The 22932-nt window shown below is 54.0% G+C and carries 22 protein-coding genes and 1 tRNA gene; 17 read left to right on the forward strand and 6 right to left on the reverse strand.

Features of this window, described 5'->3' with window-relative positions; genetic code table 11:
* Window positions 1–38: 38 nt before the first annotated feature.
* The 5 genes from K8R57_08670 to K8R57_08690 form a co-directional block, all read right to left on the reverse strand.
* The gene (locus K8R57_08670) at window positions 39–587 is read right to left on the reverse strand and encodes a hypothetical protein (GenBank protein ID MCE9588372.1); all 549 of its coding nucleotides are present in this window, start codon (window positions 585–587) and stop codon (window positions 39–41) included.
* A gap of 224 nt (window positions 588–811) precedes the next feature.
* Window positions 812–1009 carry a hypothetical protein gene (locus K8R57_08675; protein MCE9588373.1) on the reverse strand — a complete coding sequence of 66 codons (198 nt, stop codon included), beginning with the start codon at window positions 1007–1009 and terminating at the stop codon, window positions 812–814.
* A 2-nt stretch (window positions 1010–1011) separates the two neighbouring features.
* Complete coding sequence (locus tag K8R57_08680; protein ID MCE9588374.1) at window positions 1012–1500, reverse strand: hypothetical protein; 489 nt, start codon at window positions 1498–1500, stop codon at window positions 1012–1014.
* A 289-nt stretch (window positions 1501–1789) separates the two neighbouring features.
* Complete coding sequence (locus tag K8R57_08685) at window positions 1790–3205, reverse strand: AAA family ATPase (GenBank protein ID MCE9588375.1); 1416 nt, start codon at window positions 3203–3205, stop codon at window positions 1790–1792.
* Window positions 3206–3405: 200 nt separating this feature from the next.
* Window positions 3406–3657 (reverse strand): hypothetical protein, encoded by a 252-nt coding sequence (locus K8R57_08690; protein MCE9588376.1) that lies wholly within the window; start codon window positions 3655–3657, stop codon window positions 3406–3408.
* A 335-nt stretch (window positions 3658–3992) separates the two neighbouring features.
* Between K8R57_08690 and K8R57_08695 the strand changes: the two genes are divergently transcribed.
* Complete coding sequence (locus K8R57_08695; protein ID MCE9588377.1) at window positions 3993–4355, forward strand: hypothetical protein; 363 nt, start codon at window positions 3993–3995, stop codon at window positions 4353–4355.
* On the opposite strand, the gene K8R57_08700 is transcribed toward K8R57_08695, so the two are convergent.
* On the reverse strand, window positions 4352–5464 hold the full coding sequence (locus K8R57_08700; protein MCE9588378.1) for a tyrosine-type recombinase/integrase: 1113 nt from the start codon (window positions 5462–5464) through the stop codon (window positions 4352–4354). The two genes, K8R57_08695 and K8R57_08700, sit on opposite strands and share 4 nt — an antisense overlap.
* 195 nt (window positions 5465–5659) lie before the next feature.
* Here K8R57_08700 and K8R57_08705 point away from each other — a divergent pair.
* From K8R57_08705 to K8R57_08780, 16 genes are all read left to right on the forward strand, one after another.
* Window positions 5660–5732 (forward strand) — tRNA-Leu (locus K8R57_08705).
* Between the two features lie 206 nt (window positions 5733–5938).
* A complete protein-coding gene (locus K8R57_08710) occupies window positions 5939–6889 on the forward strand; it encodes a PEP-CTERM sorting domain-containing protein (GenBank protein ID MCE9588379.1) in 951 nt (316 codons plus the stop codon).
* Window positions 6890–6984: 95 nt separating this feature from the next.
* Window positions 6985–7401 (forward strand): hypothetical protein, encoded by a 417-nt coding sequence (locus K8R57_08715; GenBank protein MCE9588380.1) that lies wholly within the window; start codon window positions 6985–6987, stop codon window positions 7399–7401.
* A 209-nt stretch (window positions 7402–7610) separates the two neighbouring features.
* A complete protein-coding gene (locus K8R57_08720; protein MCE9588381.1) occupies window positions 7611–8282 on the forward strand; it encodes a hypothetical protein in 672 nt (223 codons plus the stop codon).
* A gap of 705 nt (window positions 8283–8987) precedes the next feature.
* Window positions 8988–10094, forward strand: a complete 1107-nt coding sequence (locus K8R57_08725) for a PEP-CTERM sorting domain-containing protein (protein MCE9588382.1) — start codon at window positions 8988–8990, stop codon at window positions 10092–10094.
* 234 nt (window positions 10095–10328) lie between these two features.
* Window positions 10329–11174: a response regulator transcription factor gene (locus tag K8R57_08730; GenBank protein ID MCE9588383.1), complete on the forward strand. Its 846-nt coding sequence runs from the start codon at window positions 10329–10331 to the stop codon at window positions 11172–11174.
* Between the two features lies 1 nt (window position 11175).
* Window positions 11176–12060: a response regulator transcription factor gene (locus K8R57_08735; GenBank protein ID MCE9588384.1), complete on the forward strand. Its 885-nt coding sequence runs from the start codon at window positions 11176–11178 to the stop codon at window positions 12058–12060.
* Window positions 12061–12256: 196 nt separating this feature from the next.
* Window positions 12257–12772, forward strand: a complete 516-nt coding sequence (locus K8R57_08740; GenBank protein MCE9588385.1) for a hypothetical protein — start codon at window positions 12257–12259, stop codon at window positions 12770–12772.
* A 21-nt stretch (window positions 12773–12793) separates the two neighbouring features.
* The gene (locus K8R57_08745) at window positions 12794–13795 is read left to right on the forward strand and encodes an NAD-dependent epimerase/dehydratase family protein (GenBank protein ID MCE9588386.1); all 1002 of its coding nucleotides are present in this window, start codon (window positions 12794–12796) and stop codon (window positions 13793–13795) included.
* 59 nt (window positions 13796–13854) lie between these two features.
* Window positions 13855–15078, forward strand: a complete 1224-nt coding sequence (locus K8R57_08750) for a hypothetical protein (protein ID MCE9588387.1) — start codon at window positions 13855–13857, stop codon at window positions 15076–15078.
* Window positions 15079–15082: 4 nt separating this feature from the next.
* Complete coding sequence (locus K8R57_08755; GenBank protein MCE9588388.1) at window positions 15083–16165, forward strand: HEAT repeat domain-containing protein; 1083 nt, start codon at window positions 15083–15085, stop codon at window positions 16163–16165.
* Complete coding sequence (locus K8R57_08760) at window positions 16162–17556, forward strand: glycosyltransferase (protein MCE9588389.1); 1395 nt, start codon at window positions 16162–16164, stop codon at window positions 17554–17556. The genes K8R57_08755 and K8R57_08760 overlap by 4 nt, the downstream gene beginning before the upstream one ends.
* 38 nt (window positions 17557–17594) lie before the next feature.
* On the forward strand, window positions 17595–18896 hold the full coding sequence (locus K8R57_08765; protein ID MCE9588390.1) for a nucleotide sugar dehydrogenase: 1302 nt from the start codon (window positions 17595–17597) through the stop codon (window positions 18894–18896).
* Window positions 18897–18953: 57 nt separating this feature from the next.
* A complete protein-coding gene (locus K8R57_08770; GenBank protein ID MCE9588391.1) occupies window positions 18954–19124 on the forward strand; it encodes a GxxExxY protein in 171 nt (56 codons plus the stop codon).
* Between the two features lie 137 nt (window positions 19125–19261).
* Window positions 19262–20035, forward strand: a complete 774-nt coding sequence (locus K8R57_08775) for a glycoside hydrolase family 16 protein (GenBank protein ID MCE9588392.1) — start codon at window positions 19262–19264, stop codon at window positions 20033–20035.
* 509 nt (window positions 20036–20544) lie between these two features.
* Complete coding sequence (locus K8R57_08780; protein MCE9588393.1) at window positions 20545–22920, forward strand: sensor domain-containing phosphodiesterase; 2376 nt, start codon at window positions 20545–20547, stop codon at window positions 22918–22920.
* Window positions 22921–22932 lie beyond the last annotated feature (12 nt).

Genomic DNA, 22932 nt, shown 5'->3' on the forward strand with positions numbered 1-22932 from the left:
ATTTTGGGCGTACTCAATTTCATTCCTTCACGGGTCTGTCAAACTGGCGGAGGGTTTTCACCACGCCTCAGTTTCTTTTCCGGGTGCATCGGTGCTTTCCTCCCGGTCGTGCCATGAACGGCCCGGCGCGTCTCCCATCCTGTCCGAACGCTTTCCTTATAGCTCTCCCGTGCTAGAACTGCCTTCTGTCCCCTAGCATGAAAAAAACCAAGCTGCTCCTCCAAGCTGCGAACGTGAAAAGACAAGATCGCCCGGCTAACTTTTAGCTGCTTTGCAATCTCGGAAAGCGGGCGTCTCCCCAGATCATGCCGGTCTGATTGGAGCATCCATAATAAGCAGACGCAGCGGAGCCCAAGGGATTGAGCTGTTGAACCGCTAAGATTTACAGGCAGTAGGCTTTCAAGCGTTTGCTTGAGAAGATCCGATGATGCGGATGATCTCCCCTCGCGTTTCCAGTCCTGCTTTAGTCGCTCAGTCTCCGGGGTCTGAGGGTCGAACTCCTCAAGCAGATTTCGGTCGATCTCATCGTATGAGAAATTGAAGGCGGCGATGCTCGCATCGTTTTCAAAGGCGTGAAAGGATTCCATTCCCTGCGCGGCTTGTCAGATTGAAAGCGCGAGGATGCCCTGTAGCTCCTTTATTTATCAGATCAAGGGACTGAGCGCGGCCCCCAGCAAGAAGACTACTGGCGGCCTTTCTGGAATGGGAACAATTGTTCCCAAATGGAAACCGATTATCTCAAGCCTTTTCATGCAGATTGCCTAGGAGTCATCCGTACCCCTTGGAGCTGCGGCGGCTAGGAGTCTCCTTACTAGAGGGAATCCCTATCGGCCCGAACTGCGGCGGCGATCTTGGTGCGGAGTGCATCAGCCTTATCGTTGAGCTTGGAAAGCTGCCCCTCTAACTTGTCCCGCTCCTTGAGCTGGCGCGGGTCACCTCCATATATTTCAAACAGGTAAGAACGGAGCCTTTGCGCTCCGGGCGATAGGCGGTTGGGGTCGTAGGTCATGGTCATAAAGCTGAGTCGATAGGCTCTCCATCTCCCATATCGGCGCGGGTGCGCTCTACGGCGGCGAGGGCGGCGGATAGGACGCTGTTGCAGTAATCAGCTAGCGTTTGCTCGATGGCCTTTTGAGACTGATTGAAGAGGCGGGGGGAAAGTGTCTTTGGAGCGGTCGATAGCATTTGCTTAACGATCAAATGAGGCGGGCTGAAAATGCGGTTTGCATCATGGGCGGTGATAAGTGTCTTTTCCAAAAGCGCGGCCTCGATCTTGGCGGCGCGGATTTGAGCGGTGAGGCGGTCGGCTTCTAAGTTCAGCTTGCGAAGTCTGGCCTCGGCAATAGGTGAAAGATCGGCTGAAGGGTTTTCGGAACCTTGCTCCTTTAAGATCGTAGATGCCCGGCGGCGGGTAACGCCTAGCTCGCGCTCTAGCGCATCCAGCTTGTTATTGCGGGGGCGGCCTCCTTTGCTCCGGGGTAATGATCGCTGCTTGCTCATGCTATGGGTGAGAGGTCAAACCGGGGTAATCGGAAACGCGCCTGCCGGGTTGCTTGGGCTTTCAATAAGAGTGCGCCCAACCGCAGGGAGATGATGATCGAAAAAGATTCCTTCCCGAAGCGGGGTCTTGCTGGCTTTCAAACCCTGACGATCATCATCACTTTCCAAGCACCTCACTTCCTCACGCCTATATATATAGGCGTTGAGGTGTTGAGGTGTGAGGTGATAATTAGGGTGAGGTGTGCTTGAGGTGCACTTGAGGTGTTGAGGTGCTTTCATGTTTTTACTCTTATGCAACCCTCTCCCACTCCCCATTTAGGTTTTGATGTATGATTGAGGTGGCCTTCATTCTGGCAAAGCGGCGTTCGGCTGTTGAATTGGAGATGTTTTGAAGCCCTTCGATGTCCTGAATGAACTGCTTTGCCTTCCTTGCGCCATTGCGATTTACCAGCTCGGCTACCCTCATCAGCTCCTCCCTCTCCTGAGCGGCCTTCGCTGCGGCTGCGGCCTCCTTGCGCGTTCCTGCTATCGTCTCGAACTGCCCGGACTCATCATCCCATCCAAAGCGCGGCCCTTGTCCTTTGGGTAAATATCCATGACGGGAGGGGCCAAGCCATACGGAAACTGAATCATCTTCCTTCTCCAGCATCACTAGGGACTCAGCCTTCCTTTCTAGTTGGCTTCCAAGATGCCCCCGTGACTTTGCTGTGAGCGTTCCGGGGTTGAGATGGAGAACAAGCAAGATGGGGCAATCAAATCGAATTGCCATGCGGTGCAGTTCTTCGACTAATCCGATAGCCTCTAGCTCATCATTTGGGGAAAGGCAAAGGTCGGCTACCCCGTCAACGATCACTAAAGCAATCCCGCCATGATCCGAACGGGCAGAACTCATTTCAGCCATTAGAGATTCCCTGCGTTCATTTGTTGGAACATCGGCAAGGCTATAACTGCGAAGCCATGCGGGGGGGGTGTTTATCCCGGCGCGGTGCAAGGCTCGCCTCACAAGCTGGTGATGATCGTAACGGCTTTGCTCAGTATCAAAATGAATCACGGCCCGGCCCTTGTGATTCTCGGCAAGGATTCCGAGGTGTTCCTTGTTATCGAGCAGGGTTGCGAGCGTTGCGCCAATAACCGCCGATTTCCCCGCCTTGGCTTGCCCTGTAATGACGGCAAGGTTTCCAGCGGTGCAGATTCCTTGACCCGCTAGGGAAAGAATGGGAACAGCCTTCGGTGGCGGGTTGAGTAGATCGAAGCGGCGATTTTTGAGTTTCCCCCCCGATTGTTCCGATGGAAGCATTTCAAGGAGCTTGATAGCTTCAGCGGGAGTCATTCCCCCCGCCATGTCATCAGCAAGGGCAGCAACGCACTTGCGTCCGTAGAGCTTGCGGAGCTTGTCCAGGCATTGCCCCAGAATCGCTTCGGAAGCTATCCCCTTACTTGCAACGGAGTCCACAAGGGCAAGTGCCGAAGGCCCTCCAACATGGGCAAGCTGCCCCGTCTGCATGAGATGATCGGTTAAGGTCATCCCATTTACGGAGTCCTTTTTTTCGATCTCACAAGCTGCCCGGTATATCGGGGCAAGAGCGTCGAACCATTCTGACAAGATGTCGGGGGAATGATCTCGGATTGCTTCTAAGCCATGCCCGGCAACCATCCATCCCACGATGACCCTTTCGGCTTCAATGTCGGTGAAGGTTGCGCTCATCGTGCAGCCCCCGAACTGACTGACATTTGTCTGACCAGATTGGCAACGATTCGGTCGAACCGAACACGGAAGCCATCTGTGATATTTTTGTCTGCCCTGCGATCCTTCTTCAAGAGGGGGGGGCCTTTTTTGACTTTGGAGATATGGTACATAGTTTTATCACGGAAGGGCCTCCTCACGGGGGCCTTTTCCTTTTTGGATTAGGCGGCGCGGCGGGCTGAAGGGGAGATAACTTCCTTGTGGAATCCTCCTGACATTGCCTTTTGCTCAAATCGCTCTATTTCAGCGCGGCTGATGTATAACTTCCCGAAAATGTTGATCGTCGAGACGATTCCTTCCTTACGCCAGCGCCAGCCTGTCGTGCGGGTTTTGTCTATGCCTTCTAGCCATGCGTCGAAGGAGAGGAGGTTTCCGAGCGGGGTTTCTTTGGATGCTGTTATATGTGGTTGCATAGTAACCCCCCTCGCCTTAATCTGAAAATATGAACGCCGGACAGAGAACAATAGAACAAACCTTTTCGGGGTCATTCCGCCGGGGGGGTACTTTTGAGGCTCTGGGGGTTGCGCTAGGCATCTCCAACGCATCTCTCCGAAGGTGGGCGCGAAGCACTAAACGAGATGGAAGCTCGAAGATAACGGGGGCCCGCTTTATCCGTGGGAGGTGGGTGCTTCTCGGAAAGCTTACTGCAAAGCGCGTCGAGTCTATCCGATCTGGCTTGAACCTTCACCAGCATCTCCCCCCGGCTCCGAAGAAATGGAAGTGGAAGAGCAAGGAAGAGCGACTTCAGATGCTCGATAAAAAGATTCTAGCGGCTTGGGTGGCGCATGATGAAATTCAGCTACCCTCCCCGATTGCGGTTTTTTTTCTCAATCGCGGTGACCCTAGGGAAAAGGTTACCAACTACGGGCGAGCGATTAGCCCGGAGCGTTCTCTGGAATATCAGGAGCAAGAGAGACGGCGACTAATTGCAATGGCCCTTGAACTGAAGAGGGAGAAGCTTGCCCTCGGAAAGCGTCACTTAGACGGAGAGCTTAATCAGGAGGGAGTCACGGAATACCTTGAATCAGAAAAGACGAAGGCAAGGGCGGTGAAGGAAAAGCAGGGCTCTGGGTATGTTAAAAAACATCAGAGAGGGGTGAGATATCGCTAAAGCTTCAGTCCCTCTGCAGCCTTGCGCTTATGTTCGCTGTTGAGATGCCCGTAGGTCTTGCCAACGAGAATCCCCCCGTCCTGATGCCCTAGCCATGCGGCAATCGTCATGAAGTCCACGCCTCCCATCACGCATTGGCTGGCGAAGTAGTGGCGGAAGTGGTGGAACCCTACTTCTGGCATTCCGACGATCTGGCGTACCATCTCGAAGCTAGGGCGTAGAGTTGCGGCGGGTTTGTCCAGTTTCCCCCTTCTAGCTGAAGGGAAAAGCCATTCTGTATCATCTGGCAGAGCGTCCAGAATCGCGGCAAGGGCTTTGCGTAGGGCCTCGCTGAACTGGATTGATCGGTTCTTTTTGCTCTTATTACTGGTAGCCCTGATTGATAAGATTCCCTCTTCCATCTGGACATTATCCCTTTTTATCTTGAGCGCTTCCTGCTCTCGGCAACCTGATGCGGAAAGGAAGGCGATCAGTAAAGCCAGCTGCTTCCCGTTCCGCGCGTGATAGGTCACCTCCTTGTTATCGATCTTGAAGGCGGCGGGGGTTGCTGCCTGTTGGATAAATCGCTCGATCTCATCGCGGGTCAATAGCCTCTTGGCATCCATCTCTTCCTCGTTCTGCTTATCAAGCCGGGGCGGGTGAGTAATCAGATTCAATTTCTTTGCGTACCCCATGCAATTATTGAAGGCAATCAGGTCGAGATTGATGGTTCGATTTTTAACCCCCTCCCGCGTTCGCTTGTTCACGAACGCAACAAGATCCTTCTCTTCGATGCGGTCAATCCGTTTGGCTCCGATATGTTCAATGAGACGCTGAAGGGATTGCTTCTCATGGTCACGAGTACTTTTCCTCTTTGAGAGATAACCCATGCCCCTATTGCGGCGCGTTCCGATGTTTGATTCAAGGTACTGCTCTACCAGCTTGGAAAGGCTGGGGCGTACCCCCGGAAGCTTGATGTCCCCCTTATGCTTCTCGGTGCGCTTGCCTTCAGCCTCGACGATGGCATGGTCAAGACGGGTTGCCTCAAGAGGAATCCGAAGAGCGCGGGTCTTTCCATCTGGGAGGGTTACCCGCATCTGTGCGTAGTACCTCCCGTTGCGAGTCACCATCCCTCGCACTTTGCGATTGCGAGAATCTGTCACAGCGTGGAATCTTCCAGCGTGATCCTTGCCTTTTACATTTGTGCCTTCTGCGCTGCTCTTTTGGGGTGCTTTGCGTCTCATGGCGTAAAAGTCGCACAAAATGTCGCACAGAGTCAATTTCTTTCATCCCCCTCCCCTTTGGATCTAGTGTTTATGAGCTTAGGCGGTGTAGTCCAATGGCAGAGACAAGCGACTTAAAATCGCTCCAGTGTGGGTTCGAGTCCCACCACCGCTAGATTTTTATTTGTCAAACCTGGGTTTATGGAATCGTTACGCTCACGTGAGCCTAAGCTGGGTTGCAAGAGCGCATCCGACATAGAGGGAGCGCGGACAGATGGCAGCTACTCATTCCCGTTAGAGTGACTAGTGGCGCCCATTAGCTTCGGCTAGGCGTCACTGCCAATATTGTCAGACCGGAGATTGCTTCAAGTTGGTGGTGTTATGAAAACACTAAACCAACACAACACATCCTTTGATCCGATCAAGAGCCAAGGAGGGTGCAGAAAAAAACAACAAAACTTCACCCTGATCTGCTGCGTGGCACTCGGACTCATGTCCATCGTCACGGCAAGGGCCGCATTTGATCTCGGAGCGGCGGATCCTTACACCGTGCTCTACGAGGGAAAAGATTCAGTAAGATTCGATGCCTCCGCCTCCTTGGAAGGAAACATCGGGCTCGCCCAAGGAGCTTCCCTCTATCTGAATCCCACCAGCCAGATTAAAGGAAATGTCGACTTTGCCGGCGCCACAAACATCACGGGCGGGAATCTTGTGACAGGGTCGATCTCCGGCAATGTCGGCGCCGTGACCACTGCCATCAACGACATGAACGCATTCTCCTTAACCAAGGCAGCGCTTTCTGGCACTGATCTAGAAATCAACCTGCCAGGGGATCAGACGATCAATGCAACCGCCGGCATACTGAATGGCAACGATTACGTCTTCAATGTAACTGCTTTCAAATTTGAGGGCGGCAAAACATTGACCATTAATGCAGGCGTTGCGGGGAATAATGTGGTCTTTAACTGCGCATCCCTGAAGAACGCAGACTTCAACGGGAAAATCGTTCTCAATGGGCTCACCGCCAACGATGTTTTGTGGAACTTCTCTTCGTCCGATACAACAGTCGGTTTTGATACCGACCTTGGTTTCAAAGGGCAAGCCGACGTCGAGGGCATCTTTCTTAACCCACATGGCACCATCACCATTGGTGGAAATGCAGAGGTGTGCGGCCGTGTCTTCGGGGGAGTAGAGGGCGTCCTGAGAATCAATGGAGGAACCCAGATTAATGCAACATGCGATGTTGTCCCTGAGCCCTCGACCTATCTCCTGATGGGTGTAGGCATCCTGACCGTTGGAATGATCTACCGTCATAAGAATGTCCAGTCATAGGAACGTCTTGACGGAATAACACTACCAAAGACCCGTCTCCCGCTACGGGTGACGGGTCTTTTATCTTATGAATCGCGAACGACTTTTACTCACTCGTGGTGAACATGCTTGTGACCCTCCCTCGTACCCCTCGTGGGGCTCGTGCGACCACCGACTTCTCCTTACCTCTGCACCAATGGATCAGTTACCCTCCCTATCCTAACTCGATCACCGACACGAATCCTGTAGTCCTCGGCAGACCCTACGGATCAGTGGACGAGCTGGATTTGGTCTTTGCCGACATAGGACAGACCACCACCTGGAACCTGATGATCGACCCCATCTCCCAGTATGGACACTTCACTACGGGGGCGACGAATGCCAGTCAGTTCATTGTCGAGGGGGAGCAGCACTACTGGATGAGTATAGCAATCGACCGTCGAACCGGCGCGATCGTCGTCGATCGTCAGTCAGCAACTCGAAGCAGTCCAAGAGTAGCCGTTCAGGAAGAGACTCACTGCTTTATCCAATAGTCTCGACACGGTTTACATCCCCGGTCTCTCTGCCACGAGGGAGCGCGGTGGGGCTTTTTTCCAGGGGAAGTAATGGGACGAGATATCCCTGCGGACAGATTCAGAACAACTAGTCAATCCTAGTAGATGGAGTAGTCGGCAGCATTAGCATGATCTAGCTGTGACCGCCAATAGACGCGAACACCGGCCGGTTTTAATGTGGCAACGTTATGAAAAAAACCATCCATAGTCTGACACGGAAGACACTCCTGCTTGGTGGAGTTTTACTGCCTTTACTGCTTAGCGCAGGCACATCACTCCGAGGAGATACCAATAACTGGTACATCGCCACCGATATCACGGGGGCCAATACCACAATCGACACCAATCACCTGAGTTCCTGGATATTCATTGCCAATACCGACGTGAACATCTGGGGGGGAGATTTCGTGATGAAGTCCGGGTCGTCAACGGTGGCGGACCTCACCTTCTCGCTCTACTATGGGGCCCTCACTCCAACGGATCTCTTTTCGGGCTCCAACAGTGCAGCTCTGATCACGAACATTACGCTCTCGAATGCTCAATTCAATATCCAGAATCCGCCGCAGGGACAGTCGTACAATCCCGTGATCTTCCAGTTCACCAACTCCTCTGGAAGCAATGCTCCGGTAGCACTCTCCAATGGAGTCACCTACACGGCCGCTCTGACATCTCCTGCCGGCACACAGGGATCCGATCAATACTTCATCAAGGACGGTCTTGCACTTCTCTCAACCACCAACATCCCGCCAGTCCTCGATACCAACACCATCACGGATATTCCCGAGCCTGCTCCCTATGCATTCATGGGATTAGGTGCGCTGATTCTAGCCATAGCATACGGTCGTCGCCACATGAGCTGATCACCAGGAACCGAAATCTCCAAAACTCAACCTGTTCCACTCTCAAGAGGTGGAACGGGTTTTTTTCTTGACCGCAAACAGGTCCTACATGATTACATTGCAGGTACCGGTTGGTTATACCCCCTATAACATTATGCCTCGCCATCTCCGAAAGTTCCGGGAACTCAACGCCCAGATCCGTCAACGCAATCTTAAGCAGGAGGGTGAGCAGCGTCCGCCATCCAGTAGTTCTAATGCCCAGCAACTAGCAACCAGAAATCAACAACTAGGCGAGAATAACCAGGACGGGTCAAATAGCGGTATTGTTGATAGTGGCGAAGAATAAAACCTCCGCGTATCAGAATCCGGAATAGCACTCTCCGCCTGATTTCATACCAATTCAGCGAAGAAGAATGAGATCTCCCGCTGCTCTTTATTGATTTTCTCTGCGCCTCTGCGCGACTGCGGGAGAATAAATCAGAAACCATCTGTAATATGCCACGCAGGCCTGCTGATGAGCGCCTGCTTTAGCAATCAAGCAATTCCAGATGAAATCCCTCCTCTCCTCCTCAGCGGGATCACCCCCTCCCCACTTCATCTCTCGGTCATCGATCTGCAGGAGGCATGGTTAAAACCATTAGATGCCGTAGTGGCGATTCATAGGGCGCGTTAGCACATTCAGCCAATATTCAGGAGTCTCTTGGCGGGTTTAAGGTTGGTCTCGTTATGAAAACAACCAACACAACAAATAAACAAGTAAACCAAGCGGGAAGAAAGCAACCCAAGTCATCCTTCCTTCCGCATTGGAGGATAGGAAGTCTCTGCGCGATGATCCTGGGAGTTCTCTCGGCGACAAACGCTCAAGCACAATTCAGCCTGGGGGGAGCCGCCAACTATAGTGTGCTCCAGTCAGGCAACGGCGGCGCTGTGAAAATGGTCAATTCCACCAATAACGGGAACATTGGGATCGGATCACAGGGAGGACTGACTCCTTCACTTGTAGCATCCAATTCCCTTGAGAACGGTGATGTTGATTTCGCTTCAACTGCCATTGTAACGGGGTCTGGGAGTACGATCATAGGAACGACCTCCGGCAACATCGCAGCGGTGAACACGGACTACGCCTACTTGGCGAATCTCTCCGCAACACTGGGCGCTATCACAGGAAACTCGCTTACGATTAATAATACGGCATCTTCACAGACAATCCTCGCCTCAAGCGGCTTTCTGAGCGGGGGAAACCGAGTTTTCAATGTCTCCACCAACTTTAATTTCAATGGCAATTCAGTCCTGACCCTAGACGGTCAGAGTTTGGGTCAATCCATTGTTCTGAACTTTGTTGGATTTGGCACGGCTGCCGGCTGGGGCCTCGGAAGCGGCAGGATTGTACTGACGGGTGGGTTGACCTCCGACCAGGTTCTCTGGAATACCGTCGGCAGCGGTGTGCCAATGGGACTCAACTCCTTCCTTCCAGAAAACAGCTTCTCGGGTGTGTTCCTTAACCCCAATGGCCAGATCGATGTCGACACGACAACCCTCTACGGACGTCTCTACGGAGGTAACGATAGCATCAAGATCACGGGCAGCACCATCAATGCGGTTCCCGAACCCTCTACCTATGCGCTGCTAGGCGTTGGCCTGTTCGGTGCTCTGCTCCTCCATCGTCGCCGCAGAAATGTAGCATGCGCTGATGGAGTCATTGAGGAGGAAGAGGATGCTGAAGATACTGAAGATGTCGATGCACTCGAAGATGCCAAAGGTATCATCATGGTACCTTCACCCAGAGCACTGATGAAGAGAAGGAAGCTGCGCTCAAACCAATGCTGGATGTGAACTGAGTTTTCCCGGGTATTTATTTACCCGGGAGGGAAGCAAGCACGGGTGGCTGGGGGGCTGCTCGTGCTTGTATTTTTTTAAAAGTAACCCCCAGGAATATCCTTCGGAACCTCAATCACTACCATGAGCACAGGAAATTGTGTGAGCGTACTGTGAAATATGATGGTTGACATTATCGTGCGAAGGTTCTGTAGTTAATAAGTAGTTAACAGTTCTCGTAGGATCCTCCCCATGAAGCCTGCATCACACAGCTCACTGAAGCCCTCCGGGGCTAGAGTGGCCATTGTTGACAGTCTGGCCAGTTGCAGGATCGGCCTTTCCAAACACATTCTCGCGAGCGGAAAGCTTCTGATCGCCTGGGCCAGCTCGACAGCCAGGGAAGGGTTGGAGAAGATAGAAGCAGACTCGCCTGACATCCTCATTGTGGAGATCCAGTTGACGGGGCAGGACGGGCTCGAGTTCATCAAGAACCTTCGCCCCCTATACCCGACCATCAAGATTCTCGTTCATTCGTCACTGAACGAGGACTTCTACGCCCGACGATGCCTCCAGGCTGGAGCCATGGGTTTCCTGCACAAGACCGAACCGATGGGACTCCTCCTGCCTGCGCTGGAAACAATCCTCCGCGGTGAGGTCTACCTCAGCACTCGCGTTGCGAGTTCAGCGCTTCTCTCCCTCACACCGGGTCATCAAGGAATGAACAACGATGCTCATCGCCAACTCACTGACCGAGAGCTTGAGATCATCATGCTCATGGCGCAGGGAGATTCCTGTCAGGACACTTCGAGCAAGCTTCAGATAAGCCCCCGGACCGTGCAGGTACACCGCACCAACATAAGGCAAAAACTTTGCTTGGATTCGGCTGCCAGGCTCCATGCCTATGCCGTCCGTTTCTACGGGGATGGCCTGAACTTTGATCCAACCCCCGTCGTGAGTGCCGCTGACGAGGGCAAACTGGTCCCCAAAGAAGCTCTGCCAACATCACTTCCCAAACCACCTCCAAAGACATCCCTCACGAAAACACGGCGACCCATCTCCAAGAAACAATCCGGGAGATCTTCACAAAAAACCCGCTGACATGAGCACGAAAGCAACAACCATCCCTCCAAGAAAAAGAATGGCGTCGGTTTGTACCAAGCCTCGGATTGCTATTGTTGATAGCCAGCCCTCCAGTCGCATCGGCCTTTCCCATTTCATCAAGAAGATCGGCCTCTGGGAGATAGCCTGGGCCAGTGCGACCGCAGAGGAGGCCTTGACTAAAATAGCCGAGGCGCAGCCGGACCTTATGATCCTGGAAATCCAGCTTCCCGGCAAAGACGGACTTGAACTTATCAAGCACCTGATGCCTCTTTATCCGCAGCTGAAGGTTCTTGTTCATTCAGCTCATGTTGAGGAATTTTACGCGGAGCGTTGCCTGCGGGCGGGAGCCATGGGGTACCTCCATAAGATGGATCCCATGGGGAATTTCGAGAACGCCGTGAAGACAGTCCTGCGTGGAGAGTTCTATCTCAATCCGCGCCTGACGCGTCATTCACTTCATTCGATGGTCCATCATGCCAACAACATGAAGGGTAACGATAATAACCTTCATAATCTCACCGATCGGGAACTTGAGGTCATGATCTTGATGGCCAAGGGACACTCCTGCCGGGACAGTGCGGAAAAGTTCCATATCAGCCCCAGGACAGTTCAGGTGCACCGTAACAATATCCGATTGAAGATCGGCCTGGAGAGCGCGGTGGCACTCCATGCGTACTCCGTGCGTTTCTACGGAGAGGATTCCCTTTCTCACAGTCAAGACGACGGGTTAGTACGGTCGACGCCGGAGATGGCAACAGCAGTTGCCGATTTCGTGCCCAAGAAACACTCGAAGGGAAATGGGGAAACCCCCATGAAACCTAAGAACGGTTCGGGCAAGACTGGTTCTCGTCGTGATGTCACAAAAGCCTCCCCTCGCACTTGAGCTGACGCGGACGCTGATATCGAAGCGGAAGTTGTCTAAGCATTCTGCTTAGTAAGATATAAGCATTACAGCAGCTATCGGTAGTGTGGGATCCGATGCAAGATGGCAGGCGATGAATCATCCATCTTCCTCGAATGCCATTACTCTCCGGAAAATCCGGAGACTACGGAATCATCATCTGTCGCCGGAATCACCGGTGAATCATCAAAGCCCGCGATCCGAAGAACCTCCCTATCCCAAGGGTTACGAAATCAGGATCATCTGCATCTATCCCTCGGTCGACGCCGGAAAACTTGGCAAGAAATGGATCGAGACGGCTTTCCGAGAGATGGCCCCACTCTCCAGCACGAGCGTCGAGTATTTCAACATCGCGGTCCTCAACCACGATGGGATCAGCTGGGAGCACATCGTGGAGCGGGTCATGCCTGACATCATCCTCATGGTAAGCGACGGCAATCACATGCTCAGCTCCGGCCTGAGGCACTCGCTGAGCGAACTCCTCTCTCTCCAGAATGGAGGGAAGAAGCCAATGGTCATCTTCCGGGATCTTGAGCCCCTCCCCACGCTCAATACCCGCACCATTCTCGACTATGTCTCCGTGCTCAGTGACAGGAATCACTGTGAGTTCAATGCCGTGAACGGGGACGGCGATTCCATCAGCTGCTTCCGACACCCAAGACTTTTTCTCAAGGGGCGGAAACGCACCGAATAACCCCAACTCCCTCCCCCCACCTTGAATATCCTCATCACTGGCGGTGCCGGATTCATCGGAACCCACCTAGCGGAATATCACCTTGCAAAAGGTGATTCGGTTGTAGCCCTGGATGACCTGAGCACGGGGTCTGAGGAGGTATTCAATAGCCTCCACTGCAGGGACAGCGGAGGGAACTTTCATTTAGAGAAGGGGGATATCCTTACCTGGCCAGATCTTGAGTCCGAGATAGCACGTTCCGATCGTATCTATCACATGGCCGCCGTGGTCGGGATGTTCCGCGTGTTGAAAGAACCCGTCGAGGTGACCCGCGTGAATGTCCTCGGCACGGAGAGACTCCTGGAGTGCATCGCCCGTTGCGGAAATCTTCCCGAACTCGTCATTGCCTCCAGTTCCTCCGTCTACGGCCACTCCCATGAGGCTGTTCTCAGCGAGGGAATCGAGCTGGTCTACGCTCCCGAAAAGGGCGGACTCACCGCCTATGCGCTCAGTAAACTGACAAATGAAATTCAGGCTATGGCCTACCGGGAGATCCACGCCCTGCCGGTCTCGATCCCACGTCTCTTCAATGCCGTAGGCCCCAGACAGTCAGGCAACTACGGCTTTGTCCTGCCTAGGTTTATTAGTCAGGCCCTCTCGGGAGAACCTCTCACCGTCTTTGGCGATGGGACCCAGACGCGGTCCTTCTGCGATGTGCGGGACACGGTGGCCGCCATCGACATCCTCGCCGGAATGCCCGAGTCCTGGGGTCGCGCTGTGAATGTCGGCAACCCGAGGGAGATCTCGATTCTTGATCTCGCACGCATGGTGATCGAGCGCTCCGGCAGCCTCTCTCCTATCGAATTTGTCTCCTTTGAGAAGGGCTATGGAAGCAACTTCTGGCAGGTCACTCAGAGACGCCCCTCCATTGATCTCCTGCAAAAACTCACTTCATTCCAGCATATCTGGACACTCGAAAAAACCATCGACGACCTGATCGAACGCAACCGCACGGCCCTCGTCCCCGGAGGAAGACTTCTATGACAACCACACCTCCACATCGAATTCAATCTATTCGCCCGTTATTCGCTCATCTCCTGCTCATGACGTTGCTGATGACACTACCCGTGGGACTGCATGGAGAGGGTAACACACCACTCTGGAGTGTCGGGCAGACCCTCCCCATGGAGGAACATTACCCGGGCGGAAATCTGAGCACGTACCAACAGGGCCAACTAGCCGAGGGACAGCAGCAGATTCTCCAGGCTCGCGAAGATTACCGTAAGGCGCTTGCAAGCAATCCCGAACAGAAGGACCTCCGAGAGCACTATGCCTGGTTCCTCTACGCCAACGGCTACCACGATAAGGAATGCCTTCGCCTGCTCGAGCAGTCTCTTCCCGATGCCGCCGATCCGACCGGGATCTTCAATGCCATCGTCGAAGTGAGGGAAGAACTCCGCCTGCCCGCCACCCCTCTCAGAAAGCCTCCGGGTGTACTCCAGAAAAAAGCTGTGACACCACATCACGCTGTCATTGCCAAGGCCTCCAGCGGTGAATCCTTGAAGAAGGTCGTGAAGGAGGAGATCGAAACAGTCGAGAGGTTCCACCACTGGATCTTCGTCACTTACTACGATTACAGCTTCTTCAACGATGGTCGTCAGGGATGGCAGGAGGAAGATGCCTCCCTCATCTACCGAGTCAACCAGCGCCTGGCGATCGGCGCCGAGATCGACATCATGCAGCGCCCCCCCTCGGGAACGAACACCTACTATAGCGCTCTGGCCTCCTACTACCTCTGGAAATGGCTCGAGGTTCACGGAAAGATCTCCATCTGTCCCGATCCAACCTTCCTTGCACTGCAGGTCTACTCAGGAGGATTCATCTACCAGGCCGCTCCACGCCTCGGACTCCTGCTCGACTACCAGCGTTACAACTTTATCCAGGGACCCCTCGACCAGATCAATCCCGGCATCGCGTATAACTTCACGGATACAACCTCACTGGTGCTGCGTTATGTCCGCGGATGGGCCTTCAACAATCTCGAGTATAACTACTACTCGGCAGCTCTGAATCTTGGTCTGCCCGGTAACCGTAGGCTCTCGATGGCTTTTGCCTATGGTACGGATCCTGATACCCAAGTCGGGGCTGACGGCAGCAATCTCAGTAGCCTCAGTCCCGCCTACACCTATTCCATCTTCTTCACCCAGCCTATCACGCGCGATCTGAGCCTCTTCACCGGCGTCCAATACATCTACCGCCTCACGCAGAACAACTCCCCGCTATACCAGCAACTCACACCGACAATAGGCCTTTCGATGAAATTCTAATCCCATGAACCTCCTCACCATTGTTCTCATTACTGCGGCCATTCTGACACTCCTCAGTCTACTCCTGCTTGTTATTACCATCGTCCTGAGAATAGCGACGGACCGGAGATTGCGCCGTGATACCGAGTTCAGAAAGAAAGCGAAACCGATTCTTCAATCCTTTCTCTCCGGGGAGGCCTCACTCGAGGCTGCAAAAGCCGCTCTGGCGTATGAGCCGCACGGAGCCATCCAACTTCTTCTGGAAGAGTCTGATGCGCTCGGGACGGAGGGACGTAAAAAACTCCTTCCTCTGCTTGCCTTGATGCCCTTCGAGAAAAAAATGATGACTCACATCACCAGTAGGCGTTGGGAAAAGAGGCTCAGGTCTGCGGAATATCTCGGTTACCTGGGCGATGACTCCGCACTACCGGCGCTGATGACGGCACTCCGTGACGATGTACTTGCAGTTCGATTCGCAGCAGCAAACTCGCTTGCACGTCTTGGATGTCAGGATGCCGTCGAGCCGATTCTCAAGGCACTCGATGTTCCCGGAGAAGTCTCCCAGAGGAGGGTTGTCGAGGTTCTCCAGATCCTCGGGCCCGCCGCCAGCGATCAGATCCTTACCATCCTGAATGATTCCTCTGGGAACCAAACATCCCTGGCTATCGCGGCCCGCATAGCAGGATCACTCCGGATCGAGAATTCCATAAAATCCCTATGCGGACTGCTACGGCATGAAAATGCAAATATCCGCATCAATGTCCTCCGATCCCTCGCTTCCATCAATGATCACTCCGTGACCGACCAGATCGCCGCCCTGGGCGAGGATCCCTCCTGGGAAGTCCGCAGCAGCGTGATGCTGGCCCTGGGCAGACTTGGCGCCACTCAACAGATTCCCCTCCTTCTACAGGGCCTCTCTGATCGGGAATGGTGGGTCCGATTCAACGCCGCAGAAGCCCTCTATTCTCTCGGGGATCCTGGGATCGCAGCACTCAAAGAAGCCGTCGATCACCATGTCGATGCGTACGGACGCGACATGGCACGCCAGATTCTTCAGGAACACGGCATCATCCAATCAAACGAGGAAACCAAGGAGATAAATTCATGAACACCATACGCATCCTTCTCTGGATCATCCTCGGTTATTATATCGCCCTCCACGCGATCTACCTCCTGCTTCTGCTACTCGGATCGCTTCAGATCAGACGTTATAATAGGGCTATCACCTTCGCCGAGTTCCGTAGGATCGGCGAATCACGGCTTACCATGCCGGTGTCACTGATCATTCCATGTTATAACGAGGCCACGATCATCTGCTCCACCATCCTAAATGTCCTCAGGCTCATCTACCCTCAGTTCGAGGTTATTGTTGTCAGCGATGGTTCCAAGGATAACACGATGGAGATCCTTACCGAGAAATTTAAACTCCGCCGCATCGAGAGATTCGGACGCCGTTTTATCAGCACAAAGCCTATCCTCGGCGTCTATGAGTCCTCTGAGTATCCGAATCTTGTCGTGGTAGAGAAGAACAACGGGCGCCGGGCTGATGCCATCAATGCCGGCGTCGCCATGGCTCATTACCCTCTTCTTTGCGTCATCGATGCGGACTGCGTCCTCGAGAGCGATGCGCTTCTTCACATGGCGCGCCCCTTCCTTCGTGATTCGAGGGTGGGAGCCGTGGCGGGAGTCGTCAGGCCCTCGAATGGACTGAGCGTCGTGGAGGGCGAGATCGTCGCCAAGGGATTCCCCAAGACCTTTCTTGGAATGAATCAGGAGATCGAATATGCCCGCAGCTTCCAGTGGGCCAGAATCGGACTCTCACGACTGCGAAGCATGCTCTGCATCTCCGGTGCTCTGATCCTCGTCAAGAAGACCCTGTTCGAGAAACTCGGCGGCCCGTGGCCTGATGCCATCACCGATGACATCGAGTTCACGATGCGACTGAACAGGCACGTCCACGATCGCAGGAACAAGGAGGATGCCCGGATGGTCTTTGCCCCCGATGCAATCTGCTACACAGAGATCCCTGAGAAGATCGGACAGTATGCCTCCCAGCGGAACCGCTGGCAGCGGGGTACACTGCAGGCTATATGGCGCAATCGGGGAATGATCTTCAATCCCCGCTACAGTGCTACTGGGCTCTTCGGAATGCCCTACTTTCTGCTCTTCGAGGGACTTTCGGGCATCGTGGAGCTCTCTGCATGGATTCTGATGGTTGTTTGTCTGGTCCTGCGAATCGCCACCGGCTTCGAGATCGTCGCCATGCTCTTCCTGGCCTACATTATGGGGGTCTTCCTTTCGCTGTCAGCCGTGCTTCTCACCGAGGCTAGCCGCCTGCGCAGTGCAAGATGGCGTGAATTCTGGCGCCTGATCCTGGCGATCTTCCTCGACAACCTGGGGCCTCATCAATTTCACCTGCTCTGTCGCGTGATTGGAACAATCCAATTTCTCCTAGGAAGGCACGACCTCGGTAGGCCGATGGAACGCAATGGCGCCTAGAGCACATCAACTAAACCCATCCCGCCTACAGAGTCGTGATCCCTAAACCCGCAGATTCCCTACATGAAGTTGCCGTTGTCGGTCTCGGTTATGTCGGCATTCCACTTGCAGTTGGCTTTGCCGAGGCCGGATGCCGCACCTTGGGATTCGACCTTGATCAAGAGCGTGTGCGTGAACTTCAGTCCGGTCACTCCCCACTGACCACGGTCCCGGCCGAAAGGATCAATGCAGTTACCGGAAAACAGCTCCTCACCTTTACAGTGAACAAGGAGGACCTTGCCCGCAGTGAAGCAATCATCATCTGCGTTCCCACCCCCCTCCGCACGCACCTCGATCCTGACATCACATTCATCCTCTCGGCTGGTGAGGAGATCGCTCCAGTTCTCAGGAAAGGCATGCTGGTCTCCCTGGAATCCAGCACCTATCCCGGAACAACCCGTGAGGATCTTCGCAAGGGTCTGGAGGAGAAATCAGGGCTCAAGGCAGGTGTTGACTTCGCCCTTGCCTTCTCCCCCGAGCGTGAGGATCCGGGCAATGAGAAGAGTGTTCTCAAGCAGATGCCCAAGGTTGTCGGGGGACTCACTCCTGCATGCCTTGAGCGAGCCGTGGAACTCTACTCGCACGCCGTCAGCAATGTCGTCCCCGTCAGCAATTGCGACACCGCCGAGGCAGTCAAGCTCACGGAGAATATTTTCCGCTTTATCAATATCGCCCTCGTGAACGAGCTCAAGCGCATCTACACCCCCATGGGAATCGATATCTGGGAGGTCATCGAAGCAGCGAAGACCAAGCCATTCGGATTCATGCCTTTCTATCCCGGCCCCGGTGTTGGCGGGCACTGCATCCCGCTTGATCCCTACTACCTCACATGGAAGGCCCGTGAGTTCAATCTCGACACGCGCTTCATCCAGCTTGCGGGTCAGATCAACCGCGGAATGCCCTTCTATGTAGTCAGTCACCTGGTGGAGGGACTCAATACACTTTCCCTGCCGATTCAGGGCGTTCGGATCCTGATCCTTGGTCTATCCTACAAACCGAATATCCCAGATGACCGAGAGTCACCCTCTTACGTGATCATGAATATCCTCAAGGAGAAGGGGGCTGAAGTAGACTTCTATGATCCTTTCATCCCAGTCATCGAAAAGCATGCCGGTCCTCAATGGGCAGGACGTCACTCCATCGATTGGAATCCAGAAACACTAAATAGCTACACTGCTGCTGTCGTCTGCACTCCTCACAGAGGAGTCGATTATTCCCAACTCGCCGAGCATATCCCCCTCATCGTCGACGCATGCAATATCGTCCCCAAGAACAGCAAAGCCCGCGTCATCCCCGCCTAGCAGGGAAACGGGGAATCGACTCGCGCGGAGGCGCAGAGGCGCGGAGGTTTTAGAGATATGAATAAAAACGAGATTGGCACACGGGTTATTGAAGCTGCGATCAGTGTCCATCGGGAACTTGGCCCAGGCCTCTTGGAGAGCGTTTACGAAGTCGTCCTGTCTCGAGAGTTAGCTAATCATGGATTGAAATCCGAGAGGCAAATCCCCGGCACCTTAGAACGAGGATGAGAAAGAGTTTTTGTTATAAAATAAAAAAACCTCCCGATAAATATTCGCGCCTCTGCGATTGCTTGCCCGGCCTCGGCCTATTGGCCTGCGTTACGGCAGCGGGAAAACATTTATCCGGATTCCTCCTATTCCTACTTATGAGTTTATCTTCACTCATGGCGGGGGAATATTTCGAGGGGTTTGATAACCCCGGGAAGCCCCCTGAGCGTGATGGTATCCACTGGGGATACACTGACGAACTGACTCCCGTGGCCGGATGGAAATCCATTATTCCCGGTGACGGCTTCGCCCATCTTTCAGTCACGAGTCATTCGCTCGCGAAGAAAATCAAACACCTCCCTGACGGAAGTGACTTCCTCCCCTTCCAGACACTTTCCCTGGGGCCCATTGGAAGTAATCACCGGATCAGCATCCGGGCGAAGAACATGGCCATCCCCGGTGTCGCCTGCGTCCTCTTCACCTATCGTGAAAAAACCAAGGTGGATGAAATTGATATCGAGGTCACTCCGGACGACACCCAGTCAGCCGAGACAGGACACATGACCGGCACGAACGGCGGGTGGACCGATGTCCGGCTCAATACCTGGGCCAATGCCAGGGAGAGTAAGAATGGCGACGCCTCACTCCTGCCGATGCGGAGCATTCGTGCGCCGATCATCGACTCCAACGGGGAAAAGGTCTCCCACCGCGATGACAAGTTTCATATCTACACGATCGAGTGGCGCATCGGGAGTGTCCTGTTCTTCATCGACGGGGTTGAGCAGGCCTGTATCGATGACGTGGTTCCCGACTATCCCTCCACAGTCATCTTCGGGATGCGACGCATGCCGTGGTCAGGCAAAGCAGATTGGTCTGGTGAGCAAACCCTGCTAGTCGACTGGATCGACATCGAATCACTGAACAAGGAGTGATGAATCTCCCGCGCAGAGGTGCGGAGAATGAAGACCGAGATCTCCCGCAGAGACGCAGAGGCGCAGAGAGGGAAAGTGAAAAGGACTGAGAGTGGAGCACTATTCCTCACCTTCCTGAATTCCACATTCATCATCCCTTTTATCCCCTTCATCCCTGTGAAGTCTTCTCCGCGCCTCTGCGCCTCAGCGGGAGTTATTCCTAAGCTTCCTTAGTTCCACATTCATCATCCCTTCTATCCCCTTCATCCCTGTGAATCCTTCTCCCCTCTCTGCGCCTCTGCGGGATAATTCATTCAGCCCCCTATTCCATCCCCCTCTCCCGCAAACATAAGTAATTGACTTAGATGACACTGATCGTGCGATCCGACAGGCACGCTTACATTTAAGTTGTGAGTGCATCCGTCCCAGAAAATACCACGGCTACCCCACCTCACGAACAGACGGTCCCATCAGTTCCACTACCCCACGATCAGCAGGTCCCCATGCGGCGCAGCACCGATCAGGCTCTGATGCCACACGTGTCATCCCATGCACCGATTCATCCCCATGAGGAGGAACGCATGGCCCGGTTACTAGGCTACGACATCCTCGATACCGAGAACGATGTGATCCTGGACCAACTTACCGCGATGGCTGCCCGGATCACGGGATCCCCGATCGCTCTCATCTCACTGATTGACCGTGATCGACAGTGGCTGAAGTCCCACTACGGCCTCGACGTTGAGGAAACCACACGGGACGACGCCTTCTGCGCCCACACGATTATGGAAGCGGATAAGGTGATGCTCATCACGGATGCCCGGAAGGACGCGCGCTTTGTCTTCAATCCCTTTGTCACGGGTGAGCCACATATCCGCTTCTATGCGGGTGTTCCTCTTCATAATGGGGACAAGCTCGCGATCGGTAGCCTGTGTGTCATCGACCGGAAAGCGAAGGAACTCTCCGAGGAGCAGATCAATTCACTGAAGGTTATAGCCCGGATTGTCATGGATTACCTCGATGTCTATCGCTCCAACCGACATCTCACGCATCTTCTGCTGAAGGAAAAGCAAATCTATAACCGTCTTCTGAGCATGTCCTCAGAGATGACCTCACTATCGATTTCCCTGGACGATGCCCTCCAGAACATCCTGAACAATCTCGATTCCTCACTCGGTTGGCTCTCATGTCGGATCAATAACCTCACGACGCATGAACTACCCGATATCCGGATGAATCCCAGCCTTCCCGAAGACCCTCAGATTGACTCGATTTGGAAGAAGATTGATTCTCAGTCGCCGAAGGTCCTTCGTGAGATGCAGAAGACGGCATTCATCTCCAGCAATGTCACGGGTCCTGAGTATGCCTACCTGGTGGTTCCAGTCAGAAACCGTGGCAAGCTGGTGGCTAGGATTGAAATGATCTATCCGGATCACCGCAAAGCGGACGCGCGGATCAAGGAAGTCTTCGACATCATGGCGGTCACTCTAGGGATCGTCGCGGAGAGGGAGCTTGCCACCATGGAGCTCAAGTATCGGGCCAACCACGATGCCCTTACCGGGGCGATCAACAGGACCCTCTTCCTGGAAGAGCTTCAGAAAGGCATCTCGGAGGCCAAGTGCAGTCACCCCGACGCGGTTCTTCTCTTCCTCGATCTGGATGGATTCAAGGAGGTGAATGATAACTTCGGACACCAGATCGGAGACCGCCTTCTCGTCGAAGTCACGGAACGCCTTCGGAGCCTCAGTCGCGAAAAGGACATTCTCGGGCGCCTGAGTGGCGATGAATTTGTCCTCCTGGTACGCCATCTCGATATCAGCGAGGACCTGGAACCTCTTCTCAAACGGATTCAGAGGCATATCTCCCAGCCCTTCATGCTCGGAGATCTGGAAATCCGGATCACCAGCAGCATCGGGGCCGCGATCCTGGACCGTAACGACCTAACCACACCGGAACTCCTCCGCCGTGCCGAGGAGTCCATGTACCTCGTCAAGAATGGGGAACGCAAGGGCTACTGCATCGCCAACGAGCAGATCATCAAGGAGTTCAAGGATCGCCTCGATCTCGATCACAACATCCATCAAGCCGTCTATGAGAAACGGCTCCTTCTCCAGTTTCAGCCCATCATGGATCTCCGTACGGGAGAGATCTCCTCCGCGGAGGCCCTACTACGGGTATTGAACAAGGATGGCACCATCATGAATGCCTACGATTTCATCCCTTCGCTGGAGCGTAGTCGCCTCATGACTGAGGTCGATGACTGGGTAGTCGCCGAGGCCATCCGGATCGTGCAGCAACATCTGGTCAAGCTGCCGGCGATTCCCGGATTCCGCCTCTCGCTCAATGTGAGTCCAGCAATCCTCATGACTCACGGATATGCTCTCTTCACACTCAATCGCCTGAAGACAGCGAACATACCCCCGGGGATACTGCGCATCGAGATCATCGAGGATCACCTGGACACGAGTAATGCATCACTCATGGAAAACCTCAACCTGTTACGGGAAGCGGGCGTGAGTATTGCGATCGATGACTTCGGGACAGGCTACAGCAACCTTCAGCACCTGACCTCCATACCGTTCGACACGCTCAAGATCGACCGTGCTTTCCTGAAGGGAATCCTGCCGCAGAACACTAAGGATAAAGAGCTTCTGGCCGCCATCGTCGCTCTGGGGGGAACCCTCGGCTACTCGCTTGTCGCCGAGGGAATCGAGAATCAGGAACAGGCCGACTACCTTGTCTCCATCGGGTGCCATCACGGACAGGGATATCTCTATGCAAAACCGATGCCGATCGAAGGCCTTATCGAGTTCATGGTGAATCATTCCCCCCATGTCCTAGCCCTGACCATACCTGACACACCGTCACCTCCCCTTCTCCGGCACCCTCAATTATCCAATCACTGAACACCAAAATAC

Source organism: Verrucomicrobiota bacterium (assembly GCA_021413925.1).
Taxonomy (GTDB): Bacteria; Verrucomicrobiota; Verrucomicrobiia; order Chthoniobacterales; family UBA6821; genus UBA6821.